Genomic DNA, 13,230 nt, shown 5'->3' with positions numbered 1-13,230 from the left:
ATGGCTTCAGTGCATCCGCACCCACAGGGTCACCAGCACGGTGGCCGCCACCAGCCAGGCCACCGTGGCCAGGGCCAGCGAGGTCTCCAGGCGCATGCGCTCGACCAGCAGGTACAAGGTGGCCAGGTACACGAAATAGGGAATGATCGACCACATCCCGAACAGGATGGTGGTCTTCAGGTCCTCCAGTGAGCGGCCCTTGCCGACGATGTAGTGGGCAATCAGGGCGAAGGTGGGGAACAGCGGCACCAGCCCGGCGATGTAGTAGTTGCGGGTTTTCGACAGAATCGCCAGGAGCACCACCACGCCGGCGCCAAGGCCCGCTTTGAATACCAAGTCCAAGTTGTCTTTCCAGGTTCGGGTTGCAGGTCAGCCGAGGCCGTATTTCTTCACTTTGTCGAACAGCGTGGTCTTGGCCATGCCCAGCTCCTGGCTGGCCTGGCTGAGGTTGCCGCCTGTGCGTTGCAGAGCATCGCTGAGCAGGTTGCGCTCGAATGCCTCTACCGCTTCGGCGAAGCCAAGCCCCTGGCTGGCGCCAGCACTGGTGCCCTTCTTGAACGCGGGCAGGCCCAGGGCATGGCGCTCGGCGACGTTGCGCAACTCGCGCACGTTGCCTGGCCAGTCATGGGCCATGAGCTGCGACAGGGTCTGGCTGTCGAGCGTCGGCGCCTCGCGGTCGAAGCGCAATGCCGACTGCTGCAGGAAGTGTTCGAACAGCTGCAGGATGTCTTCGCGACGCTCGCGCAGCGGTGGCAGCTCGAGGGTGACCACGTTAAGGCGGTAGTACAGGTCGCTGCGGAACTGGCCGCTCTGGCCCAGGGTGGCGAGGTCGGCCTTGGTTGCGGCGATCACCCGGCAGTCCACCGGGATGCTCTGGTTCGAGCCCAGGCGCTCCAGGGTGCGCTCCTGCAGCACGCGCAGCAGCTTGATCTGCAGGTTGATCGGCATGCTCTCGACCTCGTCGAGGAACAGCGTGCCGCCGTTGGCGTGCTCGATCTTGCCGATGCGGCGCTTGCCCGCGCCGGTGAAGGCGTTGGCTTCGTGGCCGAAGATCTCGCTTTCGAACAGGTTCTCCGGCAGGCCACCGCAGTTCAACGCCACGAAGGGTTGGCCCTGGCGTCGGCTGAAATCGTGCAGGCAGCGGGCGACCAGCTCCTTGCCGGTGCCGGTTTCACCTTCGATCAGCACGTTGGCCGAGGTATCGCCGACGTTGGCGATCAGCTCGCGCAGATGTTCCATGGCCGGCGAGCGGCCGATGATGCGGCCTTCCAGGCTGCTCTGTTCGGCCAGCTGGCGGCGCAGCGCGAACACCTCGCGGGACAACCCGCGTTGCTCCAGGGCGCGGCGCACCACATCGACCAGGCGCTCCGGCGAGAAGGGCTTTTCCATGAAATCGTAGGCGCCGTTGCGCATGGCGCCGACTGCCATGTCGATATCGCCGTGGCCTGTGATCAGCACCACCGGCAGGCTGCGGTCGCGGGCCTTGAGGCGGTTTAGCAGCTCCAGGCCATCGATGCCCGGCAGGCGGATATCGCTGACGACGATGCCGGCGAAGTCGTCGCCGATGCGCTCGAGGGCCTGCTCGGCGCTGCCGACGCCTTCACAGGCGATATCTTCCAAGGCCAGCGCCTGCTGGCAGCCGAGCAGCACGTGCGGGTCGTCTTCGACGATCAGGACGGTGAGAGGTGCTTGATTCATAGAGGCTCAGCCAATTCGCTAGGGGGCGTGACCAGGGGCAGGGCAAGGACGAAAGCAGTGCCGCCACCGCTGGGGTGTTCGACGCTCAGTGTACCCTTGGCCGCGGTGGCAAGGCTTGCCGACAAGGTCAGGCCCAGGCCCAGGCCATGCTCGCCGGGTTTGGTGGTGAAGAAGGGTTCGAACAGGTGCTTGCGCGCCTCGGCGTCGATACCGTGGCCATTGTCGAGCACCCGCAGGCGGTACTTGTCGCCCTGGACTTCGCCTTCCAGCCACAGTTGCGGCACGGGCTGGGTGGCCATGGCGTCGAGCGCGTTGCCGATCAGGTTGACCAGGATCTGTTCCAGTCGGGTCTGGTCGATGGCCAGCAGCGGGTCGTCGAACTGCCGGTGCAGTTGCAGGTGGCAGGCACTGATACGGTTGGCCAGCACTTGCAACGTGGCTTCCACAGCCTTCTCCAGCGAGGCCTGGCCGCTGTCGTCGCCGCGTCGGGCGAACGAGCGCAGGCTCGCGGTGATGCGGCCCATGCGATCGATCAGGTCGTTCATGGTGCGCAGGTTGGCGCTGGCGGTTTCCAGCGCGCCGCGTTCGAGGAAGCGTACCGTGTTGCCGGACAGGGTGCGCAACGCCGCCAGCGGCTGGTTGAGTTCGTGGGCGATGCTGGTGGACATCTGGCCGATGGCCGCCAGCTTGCCGGCCTGGACCAGTTCGTCCTGGGCGTGGCGCAAGGTCTGTTCGGCATGGCGGCGCTCACGGATCTGGCCCTTGAGGCGTTCGTTGCTGGCGCGCAGGTCGGCAGTGCGCTCGGTGATCTTGCGCTCCAGCTGGCTGTTGGCCTCTTCCAGTGCCTCGCGGGCCGCCAGGCGGGTGGCGATCACCTTGCGTCGCTCATTCCAGGCGATGGCCAGGATCGCCAGCAGGGCGAAGGCCACCCCGACCAGGATGCCCTGCACCATCGACTCGCGGCGCAGGTCCTGCAGGGGGGTGAGCAGGGTGAAGTGCCAGGGCGTGTCGGCCAGGCGGCGGGTCTGGGCCAGGTAGGAGACGTCGCGCTGCTTGCCGTGCTCGGTCTCGCTGTTGGCCGGAAAGGTCAGCTTCTCCACGCCATCGGCGAGGGTTTCCCGGGCCAGCGGCTGCAGCTCGTTGAGCGGCCACCAGTAGTACTGCAGGCTGCGCGCCAGGCGCTCCTTGATCTGTGGGTTAAGCGGGCGCACCGATTTCAAGCGCCGGGACGGGTCGCTGGAAAGGATGATGATGCCGTTCTCGTCGCTGACAAAAGCCTCCAGGCGGGCACGCTGCCAGCGCTCCTCGAGGGTGTCGAGGCGCACCTTGATCACGGCCACGCCGATGATCTTGCCGTGTTCTTCCAGGCCGTGGGCCAGGTAGTAGCCGGCCTCGCCGGTGGTGCTGCCGATACCGTAGAACCGCCCGGGTTCGCCGCGCACGGCGACCTGGAAGTAGGCGCGGAACGCCAGGTCCTCGCCGAGGAAGGAGTCGGCGTCGCGCCAGTTGCTGGTGGCCTGGACCCGGCCATTGGTATCGAGGACGAAGATCGCCCGGCTGCGACTGCGCCGGTTCAGACCTTCGAGGTATTCGTTGACGGCCTGGCGGTCACCGGCGTCGGGGTCGGTGAGCAGGCGCGAGACACTGTCTTCCAGCTCGAGCAGGCTGGGCAGGTAGGTGTACTTGCTTATTTCGCTTTCGACGGTGCGCGCATGCAGCTCCAGCTGGCGCTCGCCGTTCTCACTGAGCGTGCGGATACCGTTGCTTTCGCTGATCAGGAAGCCAGCCATCCCTAAACCGACCATTAACAGGATGACCAGGGGGGGGACGAGCAATTGGCGAATCAGGCGGGTTTTCACGGTGGGCTGGGCGGGGCGAAGGAGCGAAGGGTCGCATTTCATCACAGTGGCCTTGTCACGACCAGCTTCCGCTGCCCGGCAGGTGGCCGGGCAGCGTCACTGTGGCCGACTTAGTGTTGCAGGATCTTGCTGAGGAAGTGCTGGGTACGCTCGTGGCGGCCTTCGGGGTTGCCGAAGAAGTCTTCCTTCTGGCAGTCCTCGATGATGTTGCCCTTGTCCATGAAGATCACCCGGTTGGCGACCTTGCGGGCGAAGCCCATCTCGTGGGTCACGCACATCATGGTCATGCCTTCGTGGGCCAGTTCGACCATCACGTCCAGCACTTCGTTGACCATTTCCGGGTCCAGTGCCGAGGTCGGTTCGTCGAACAGCATGACGATCGGGTCCATCGACAGGGCGCGGGCGATCGCCACGCGCTGCTGCTGGCCGCCGGACAGCTGGCCGGGGTGTTTCTTGGCGTGGGCGCCGAGGCCGACGCGGTCGAGCAGGGCAAGGCCCTTCTTGGTGGCTTCCGCCTCACTACGACCGAGCACCTTGCGCTGGGCGATGGTCAGGTTCTCGGTGATTGACAGGTGCGGGAACAGCTCGAAGTGCTGGAACACCATGCCCACCCGCGAACGCAGCTTGGGCAGGTTGGTCTTCGGGTCTGCGATGGAGGTGCCGTCGACCACGATGTCGCCCTTCTGGAACGGTTCCAGTGCGTTGACGCACTTGATCAGGGTCGACTTGCCCGAGCCGGACGGGCCGCACACAACCACCACTTCACCCTTCTTGACCTCGGTGCTGCAGTCGGTCAGTACCTGGAAGTCCCCGTACCACTTGTTGACGTTCTTGATGGAAATCATACGGCGATCCTTTTTTGCAGGCGCTTGACCAGCCAGGAAGCGGAGAAGCTGATGAGGAAGTAGACGACACCGGCGAAGATCAGGAACTCGTGGGAGCGCCCGATGATGTCGCCGTTGGCGCGGGCCGAGTTGAGGAAGTCGATCAGGCCGACGGTGTAGACCAGCGAGGTGTCCTGGAACAGGATGATGCTCTGTTGCAGCAGCAGCGGGGTCATCTTGCGAAACGCCTGGGGCAGGATGATCAGGCGCATGCACTGGCCGTAGCTCATGCCCAGCGCTTGCGCGGCGCCCATCTGGCCCTTGGAGATCGACTGCACGCCGGCACGCACGATTTCGCAGAAGTACGCCGCCTCGAACATCATGAACGCCACCACGCAAGAGGTGAACGCGCCCACGGGGGTGTCTTCACCGGTAATCCAGCGCAGCACGAAAGGCACCGCCAGGTAGAACCAGGTGATCACCAGCAGCAGCGGGATGGAGCGGAAGTAGTTGACGTAGGCGCCGGCGACGTTGGCCAGCAGCTTGCTCGACGACAGCCGCATCAGGGCCAGGACGGTACCCAGGGCGATACCGCCAACCACGCCCATGACCATCAGCTGCAGGGTCAGCAGCATGCCGTCCCACAGAGCGGGCAGCGCGGGGATGATTTCGCTGAAATCCATTTCCATTTACTTGCCCCCCACGGAAATCAGGCCAGGCACGGCGACTTTCTTCTCGACCATGCGCATGAGCAGCATCAGGCCCATGTTCAGGGTGAAGTAGATCAGCGTAGCCAGGGTGAACGCCTCGAACAGGTTGGCGGAAAACTCGGCGGTCTGCTTGGTCTGCGCCAGCAGCTCCATCAGGCCGATCAGCGAGGCCACCGAGGAGTTCTTGAACACGTTCAGGAATTCCGAAGTGAGCGGCGGAATGATGATCCGGTAGGCCTGGGGCAGCAGCACGTTCATGTAGATTTGCGACAGGCTGAAGCCCATCGCGCGCCCGGCCGACTCCTGGCCGCGGGGCAGCGCCTGGATGCCGGTACGCACCTGCTCGCAGACACGGGCGGCGGTGAACAGGCCCAGGCAGATGACCACGCTGATCAGCGCCGAGGTGGTCGGGTTGAGGTCCTGCTTGAACCACTCCTGCAAGCCTTCGGGCAGCAGGTCCGGCACCAGGAAGTACCAGATGAACAGCTGCACCAGCAGCGGCACATTGCGGAACAGCTCGACGTAGGCGGTGGCGATCCCTGACACCAGACGATTGGGTACGGTACGCATCACGCCGAGCAGCGAGCCCAGCAGCAAGGCGATGATCCAGGCGGTGATGGCGATGGTGATGGTCCAGCCCAGGCCGGTGATGTACCAGTCCAGATAGGTTTCGCTGCCCACGCCGGTGGACTTGAAGAACACGCCCCAGTCCCAGTTGTAATTCATCGGGATTTCCCCTCAGACGGTTGTTTCACGGGCACCTCGATACATCCGGGGGCGTTCGACGCCCTCGGATGTAAAGGTTAGACACTAACTAAGTGGCCTGTTGGATGGATTCGCGCGGATGCGCTTCAGGCCACTATTTGCCGGAGATCAGGACTTCTTCTCGTCCGCTGCCTTGTCGGTCGGCTCGGCGATCAGCTTCTTCAGCTCGTCGCTCATCGGGAACTGCAGGTTCAGGCCCTTTGGCGGAATTGGCTGCTGGAACCACTTGTCGTAGCTCTTGTTGACTTCACCCGACTTGAAGTAGGCAACGATGGCTTCGTCGACCGCTTTCTTGAACGCAGCATCCTCCTTGCGCACCATGCAGCCGTAGATTTCGTACGACTGTGGCGTGCCGGTGATGACCCAGTCGCCAGGCTTTTTGGCCTTGGCCATTTCACCGGCCAGCAGGGCGTCGTCCATCATGAAGGCCACGGCGCGGCCGCCTTCGAGCATGTTGAAGGCTTCGCCGTGGTCCTTGGCGGAGATCACGTTCATCTTCATCTGCTTGTCGGCGTTCATCGCCTTGAGGATGCGCTCGGAGGTGGTCCCGGCGGTGGTCACCACGTTCTTGCCGGCCAGGTCCGGGAAGTCTTTATAGGACGGTTGACCATCCTTGACCTTGGTCAGCAGGCGGGTGCCGACTTCGAAGATCCCCACCGAGAAGCCGACCTGCTGCTGGCGCTCGACGTTGTTGGTGGTGGAGCCGCACTCAAGGTCCACGGTGCCGTTCTGCACCAGCGGGATGCGGGTTTGCGAGGTGACCAGGTTGTACTTGACCTTGATGTCGGTGCCCAGTTGCTTTTTCAGGGCTTCGACGACGGCCAGCTGGATGTCGTGGGAGTAGCCCACAGGCTCCGGCTTGCCTGCCAGGTAGGAAAACGGAATGGAGGAGTCGCGGTGGCCCAGGGTGATGGTGCCCGAATCCTTGATCTTCTTCAGAGTACCGGTCAGCTCTTCAGCCATGACCGGCGATGCGATGACAGCGGCCGCGATGGCGGCGCCCAGCAATTGACGAACGATGCGCATCAAATTTTCCTCGACGTGTTTGTTTTTTTTATGGAGCCGTTGGCGGACTCTTTCGTTCAACGAATACAGCATGAAGCGGTGTGCATTCGGCTTCCAAGTGTAGAGCATGACTCGTGCCAAGCCATGCTGTCGACCTTAACGACTTGTCATTGCGTGAGTTTGACTGTTGGAAGAATCCGCAGGTGTTCGACCTGCCGAACGATCCGCGGCTTTGCGTTCGGCTATCCGAACGCAAGGCGCTGACATGCAGGCCGAAGCGATAACTATGCAATGCACGGCAGGGGCGCTGACTGGGTGTGCTATGCGCTTTGCCAGCCGAGGCCCGCCCATGCCAACTGATCAGCCCCCGAGCGATTCCATTGATACCCTTATCGCCCAACGCCTGCCTGGATGGCTGGTGGACCACACGCAACCGGAAAGGCTCGATGCCCTTCGCCATGCCCTGCGCCGCCAGGTCCTGTGCCAGGCCCGGCTTGATCCGATCCTGAAAGCAATTCCCTCCTTGCATACCTTTGCAAAAGACCTGCTCAAACCGAAACTGCGCGCGAGCGGTATCAGCAACCCGGACGTGACTGGCAGCAAGGTGCGCGTCTCGCAGCGGCTGGTGGTGCCTACCGTATCCCCGGCGCTGCCGCATCCCACCTACGTTCGTCGTTCCAAGCGGTCATTGCTGGAGGCGGCGTTGCATAACTACCACCGGGCGGAAACACGTCCTGGGCTGCGGCTCAAGGGAGACCTGGTCGACTGCAAGGGCACTCGCCTGCCGATAAGCTTTCATGCGTTTGCCTCCGCGTGTCGCGAGATTGACGTAGGTGGCAAGTACCAGGCGTTATTGGCGCGCCATCTACAGCCTGAAGATGGTCCGGAGGATGAGCCGGGCCAGGCGACCTCCCGTTTGCACGAGCTGTTCGAAGCCAATTTCAGGGCCAATTTCGAAGTGGCTATGCGGATCGCTGCGTTCAAAGGCGATATTGACGAGCGCACTTATTTCTTGCTGTTGCCACAGGTGACCGAAAAGCCGGTGGTTCCGGCGCTGGTAGGCACGCTGTTGCCTCGTCAGTTGTACCTGTTGGGTCGCTCGGTGCAAGGGGTGCTGGCGCTGGAAGTGCGCCCTTCGGCCGATGAGGCAGTGGAGTCCGTGGTTCTCTGGATACCTGACGACCCTCATGTACCTGTTTCCCGTCATGCCAGTTGGGCTGCGCTGAACCGGCATCTTGGCGAGCGTTTCCGTGACCCGGCGTATCGACGTTTTTTTGCACGCTTTGTCAGCGAGCGTGAGCGCATCAATTTCTATCGGGTATTGAACGAGCGGGTTTCAGAGGCGCGCGCAGGCGCAGTGGAGCTCGATGCCCGTTCTGTCCCAGTCTCCGGCATGCCGTTTGAACACCTGCGCAGGCAATACCTCGCCAAGATCATGGATGACGCCAAGGTACTCGCCGTGCCCACCGATGTCGAAGACGACGAGGACCGGGAGGCGCGCATGCAGGGCTACAGGGAGCTGGGTTTGAATCTGCTGAATGTGGCCGGTTTCTTCGTGCCGGCGCTCGGTGCCGTGCTGGTGGTGGCAAACGCGGTACAGATTGCAGGCGAAGTCTACGAAGGGTATGAAGACTGGCGCATGGGTGATCGCGAAGGGGCCTTGAACCACCTATTCAACGTTGCCGAGAACGTGGTAGCCGGCGTGCTGATCGCTGGCGGCAGCAAACTTGCCATACATGCCGTTGAACGCTTGGCTTTCGTGGATGACCTGGCTCCGGTGTACACCTCCGCAGGCAAGGTCAAACTCATGGCCACAGACCTGCCGGGTTACGATGCCCAGCCTGTACGTCGTGTAGGCGCACAGGAGTGGCTCTGGCATGTCGACGAGGGGCGTTATCGGGTTGTGGACGATCCTCAGGACGGCCGCTCGAGAATCATGCACCCGGGTCGCAGGAGTGCCTACCGGCCGGTTGTCGAAGAGAACGGTGGCGGCGGCTGGCGCCACGAACTGGAAGCTCCCCAGCATTGGGCAGGACGGGCCAGTCTGGTCCGTCGCCTGAGTGCACCACTGGCAGAGCTGCCGGAGGCAACCTGCGACTATCTGCTTCAGGTGACCGGGTTCACTGAAGCACAGATTCGCCGTTTGCATGTGGAACACATGAGCGCACCCGCACGCTTGCTTGATGCCCTGGAGCTTCATCAGGCGCATGAGCAACATCCGGACTTCAGCGCGCCGCGACTGGCCCAGCACGTTGCCGCGCGGCAGGTGCGGCCCAAGGGCAGTGAGCGAATACTGCAGCGAACATTCCCGGGCCTGTCGATTCGCTGCACGCGTGAGGTCCTGCAGCAATGCAGCGGGGCCCAACTCGATACGCTCAGCGACGCACAGCGCATTCCGCTGGCAGTGGCCGAGCGCGCCCGATGGTCACTGCGCGAAAGCCGCCTGGACCGGGCGTGCGCCGGTTTGCGCCTGCCGCGGTGCGTCAATCCCGATACTGAACGCTTGGCCCTGGGCTTGTTGAAGCGTCAGGTAACCTGGCCGGACGCTCTGCGAATCGAAGTGCGCGAAGGCAGCCAGAGCGGCCGGCATCTGGCCGGTATTGGCCCAGAGGATGCCCCGGACGTACGGTGTATCGTGCGCCGCAGCGACGGCTACCGCTATGCGGGGCATTCCACTTCTGGCTCCTATCTGGCGGCAGTGCTGGCTGCGCTTGACGAGACGCAAACAGCTGATCTTGGCGATGCCGGTGTCAGCCCTGACGGCTTGGGCACGCTGCTGATCGAAGCAGCCGCCAATGATCGCCGTCAGGCGGCCGAGCTGTGCGGCATGGCGCGCCTGGGCGCCGGCCTGCGGCCGCCGACCCGGTTGGGTGACGGGCGTATCGGTTACCCCTTGAGTGGCCGAGGCCAGAGCAGCCGACGCGCGATGGCGCGTGGTATTCACCAGGTTTTTCCGACATTGACGGACGAAGAACTACAAACCTATCTGTTCGACCTCACGGAGCGGCGGGAAGGGCTCTGGGAACATTACGGCCAGCTGATGGACCAGTTGTCGAGCCTGCGTCGAGGGTTGCGCCAGTGGCGCAGGGACACCAGTAATCCGCTGGATGCGCTGCGCCGGCGCCGGGTCGCCGCGGCGATACGGCGCAGTTGGCGTCGAAAGATTACCGATGAGCGCGGCGACTACGCGCTGATTATCGACGGCGAGCGAGTCGGTAGCCTGCCCGATTTACCGCAGGGGGTAAGCTTTCACCATGTCCGGCGTCTGATCCTGACTGACATGGGCCTGACTGAAATCGAAGGGGATTTTCTCAGGCGTTTTCCAAACCTGGTGGAGCTCGACCTTTCCGGTAATCGCCTGGCAGCAATCCCCGAGGGCATTGAGCAGATGCCCCAGCTGCGGTATTTGAATCTGCGGCGCAACAGGGTGGTGATGGACGAAGGCGGGGAACTGCGGCTTGCCGGGACAAGCGCACTGCGACGTCTCGACCTCAGCCAAAACCCGCTGGGGAGGGCACCGGTATTGACCCGTCTGGGCAATTTGCGGGAGGTCAACCTGCGCTCTGCCGGCCTGGAGGCGTTACCTGAGCGGGTTTCGTTTCGTGCCTTTGTGGACTTGCGCAACAACAACATTCGCGCACTACGTCGAGAGGTGCAACAGCTGCGCCTTCAGGTGCAACGGATGTCCATGCACGACAACCCGCTGAACGAAGCTGACGAAGCACTGCTCGATGAAGCCCGCGGGCTGAGCCCGGGGCAATGGGGGGCAGCGTCCGCACGGCATCGTGCGGTTGACAGCAATTTGTTCAACAGTTGGGCCAGCAGTGCCGCAGATTCCGCCGAGCGTGACCGCCAGCAGGCGACCTGGACAGCACTGCTTGAAGAACCACAATCGCAAGGACTGTTTCGCTTCCTGGCAGACTTCGCTCACACCGAGGACTTCGAGCAGCACTCCGGGCATTACCGCAGCCGTATCTGGCGCATACTGGAATCCTGCGAACAGCATGAGCAGTTGCGCCAGCAGATCTTTCTCGAGGCATCTGGCCCTCGCAGCTGTGAAGACCGGCTTCTCCTGCTACTGGAGCAGATGGAGCTCGGCGTGCTGGTGCAGCGCGCTGTTGAAGATGCCCATGGTCACCGGATCGAAGCCCGCTTGCTGGGGTTGGGCCGTGGTCTGTCCAGGCTCGACGAGGTCGACCGCCTGGCTGCGCTGCACGTGCAACGCATGCATGCCGAGCACGCTCCACATGTCGATGAAATCGAGGTCAGGCTGTTCTACCGGCAGCGGCTTGTGCATCCTCTGGGCCTGCCGATCGAGATCGACGAAATGCATTACCCCGGTTTTGCGAACATCACCACTAGTGATCTGCTGCGCGCGCAGGACATGGTGCTGAGCAATGAATCGGTCGATGCCCTGATTCAATCGTTGGCCCTGCGACCGTTTTGGGAGCAGTACGCGCGGGAGTTTCATGCGCAGCGATTTGAAGAGCTGGTGCAGCCGCTGCACCGGCGTATGGAGACGTTGCAGGCTCAGGTCGATGAGCAAGTGATCAACGAAAGCGAGTTTCTACAACGCTGTGAAGCCCTGAGGACTGATTACGAACGCAGCGAGCGGGCGTTGCTGGTGCGTTTGGCGCGCGAAGCCCACGAGCGTTGGCCGGGGACGCCCTCTTGAACCATCAAGAGGGCATCACGGTCACTGTCAGGCTGCGCGGCTATTGGCACGCAGCTTGCGGACTTGCTGCAGATACGCCTCCAAAGCCATCTGTTCCTGCGCGGTCAGCGACAGGCCCAGCTTGGTACGACGCCAGAGGATGTCAGCGGCTTGCTCAGCCCACTCTTCCTTCAGCAGGTAGTCTACCTCGCGGGTGAACAGCCCGGCCCCGATAGCCTGTCCTAACCCTTCGGGCCCATCAATGCCATCGAGCAGCCGCCATACACGGCTGCCGTAGGTGAGCACCCAGCGTTTGGCGATGTCGGCAGGCAACCAACCGCAACGTGCCAGTACGGCATCGATCAGCGCCTGCACCGTTGTCATCCCTTCAGCGCCTGGCAGTGGCGCGTCGGCAGTCCAGCTGCCGCGCATCTGGGTAAAGAAGGGCTTGAGTTCAGCCATGGCCGATTCGGCCAGCTTGCGGTAGGTGGTGAGCTTGCCGCCGAACACTGACAGGAGCGGTGCCTGACCTGTTTGGGCGGAGAGGGCGAGCGTGTAGTCGCGAGTCACTGCCGACGGGTTGTCCGACTCATCGTTGCACAACGGCCGCACCCCGGAGTAGGTATGCAGGATGTCGGCTTGGCTCAGTTGATGGTTGAAGTGCTCGTTGACGACCTTCAGCAGGTAGTGGGTTTCCTGCTCGGTGATCGCTACCTTGGCCGGGTCGCCGCTGTACTCGCGATCGGTGGTGCCGATCAGGGTAAAACGGTCCAGGTAAGGGATGCAGAAGACGATGCGTTGGTCTTCGTTCTGCAGGATGTAGGCGTGGTCGCCTTCGTACAGGCGCGGCACGATGAGGTGGCTGCCCTGGATCAGGCGAATGCCGTACGGCGCGTCGAGCTTGAGGTCGTCCTTGATGAAGCTGGCGACCCATGGGCCGGCGGCGTTGACCAGGGCGCGCGCACGAATGGTCTGCAGGCTGCCATCGGCGTGTTGCAAGTCTACCTGCCAGAGGCCATCGACACGTTCGGCCCGCAAGCAGCGGGTGCGGGTGAGAATGTCGGCACCGTGTTCGCGCGCGGCCATGGCGTTGAGCACGACCAGGCGGGCGTCATCGACGGCGCAGTCGGCATATTCGAAGCCGCGGGTAATGGTGGGTTTTAGCGGGTAGCCAGGGCCGAAGCGCAGGCTGCGCGAAGCGCCCAGGCGCTTGCGCTTGCCGAGGTGATCGTAAAGGAACAAACCGGCGCGGATCATCCAGGCCGGGCGCAGGTGCGGGCGATGAGGCAGCACAAAACGCATGGGTTTGACGATGTGCGGTGCCTTGGCCAGCAGCACTTCGCGTTCGGCCAGCGCTTCGCGCACCAGGCGGAACTCGTAGTGCTCCAGATAGCGCAGGCCGCCGTGGATCAGTTTGCTGCTGGCCGAGGAGGTGTGCTGGGCCAAGTCGTCCTTTTCGCAAAGGAACACCTTGAGGCCGCGCCCGGCGGCATCGGCAGCAATGCCCACGCCATTGATGCCACCGCCGATAACGGCGAGGTCGTAGCAGTCTTGGAGGGGTGGCTGGGACGAAACGGGCTGGGACACGGGCAAGGCCTCCTGGGGCTGTTCACATCGAATGCGAACATCAATGTTCGTTTCCGAAAATAGTAGCGTAATGAACAGGCGGCTGCCAGTCAGTCTTCATAGAAAAAACTGATCGGATGACAGGGAAA

Annotated in this window: 9 protein-coding genes; 1 reads left to right on the top strand and 8 read right to left on the bottom strand. The window is 62.9% G+C overall.

Annotated features, from left to right (window positions below):
- Positions 1-6: 6 nt before the first annotated feature.
- From KHO27_RS16395 to KHO27_RS16365, 7 genes are all read right to left on the bottom strand, one after another.
- Positions 7-342, bottom strand: a complete 336-nt coding sequence (locus KHO27_RS16395; protein ID WP_110701943.1) for a GlpM family protein — start codon at positions 340-342, stop codon at positions 7-9.
- A gap of 27 nt (positions 343-369) precedes the next feature.
- Complete coding sequence (aauR, locus tag KHO27_RS16390) at positions 370-1,698, bottom strand: two-component response regulator AauR (RefSeq protein ID WP_110701945.1); 1,329 nt, start codon at positions 1,696-1,698, stop codon at positions 370-372.
- Complete coding sequence (gene aauS, locus KHO27_RS16385) at positions 1,695-3,599, bottom strand: two-component sensor histidine kinase AauS (RefSeq protein WP_110701947.1); 1,905 nt, start codon at positions 3,597-3,599, stop codon at positions 1,695-1,697. Before aauS ends, aauR begins: the two co-directional genes overlap by 4 nt.
- Before the next feature lie 68 nt (positions 3,600-3,667).
- Entirely contained in the window at positions 3,668-4,402 is a 735-nt protein-coding gene (locus KHO27_RS16380) for an amino acid ABC transporter ATP-binding protein (RefSeq protein WP_038706667.1), read from the bottom strand.
- On the bottom strand, positions 4,399-5,070 hold the full coding sequence (locus KHO27_RS16375) for an amino acid ABC transporter permease (RefSeq protein WP_023629013.1): 672 nt from the start codon (positions 5,068-5,070) through the stop codon (positions 4,399-4,401). Before KHO27_RS16375 ends, KHO27_RS16380 begins: the two co-directional genes overlap by 4 nt.
- Complete coding sequence (locus KHO27_RS16370; RefSeq protein WP_214500489.1) at positions 5,071-5,817, bottom strand: amino acid ABC transporter permease; 747 nt, start codon at positions 5,815-5,817, stop codon at positions 5,071-5,073.
- 147 nt (positions 5,818-5,964) lie between these two features.
- Positions 5,965-6,882 (bottom strand): glutamate/aspartate ABC transporter substrate-binding protein, encoded by a 918-nt coding sequence (locus KHO27_RS16365; protein ID WP_110701951.1) that lies wholly within the window; start codon positions 6,880-6,882, stop codon positions 5,965-5,967.
- A gap of 328 nt (positions 6,883-7,210) precedes the next feature.
- Between KHO27_RS16365 and KHO27_RS16360 the strand changes: the two genes are divergently transcribed.
- The gene (locus KHO27_RS16360; RefSeq protein WP_214500488.1) at positions 7,211-11,536 is read left to right on the top strand and encodes an NEL-type E3 ubiquitin ligase domain-containing protein; all 4,326 of its coding nucleotides are present in this window, start codon (positions 7,211-7,213) and stop codon (positions 11,534-11,536) included.
- 27 nt (positions 11,537-11,563) lie between these two features.
- Here the strand turns inward: KHO27_RS16360 and glpD are convergent, their stop codons facing one another.
- Complete coding sequence (glpD, locus tag KHO27_RS16355; protein ID WP_214500487.1) at positions 11,564-13,102, bottom strand: glycerol-3-phosphate dehydrogenase; 1,539 nt, start codon at positions 13,100-13,102, stop codon at positions 11,564-11,566.
- Positions 13,103-13,230 lie beyond the last annotated feature (128 nt).

The organism is Pseudomonas sp. RC3H12 (assembly GCF_018596375.1).
Classification (GTDB): Bacteria; Pseudomonadota; Gammaproteobacteria; order Pseudomonadales; family Pseudomonadaceae; genus Aquipseudomonas.
Note: the sequence above shows the minus strand (reverse complement) of the source record. Positions and strands in the feature narration are given on the sequence as shown.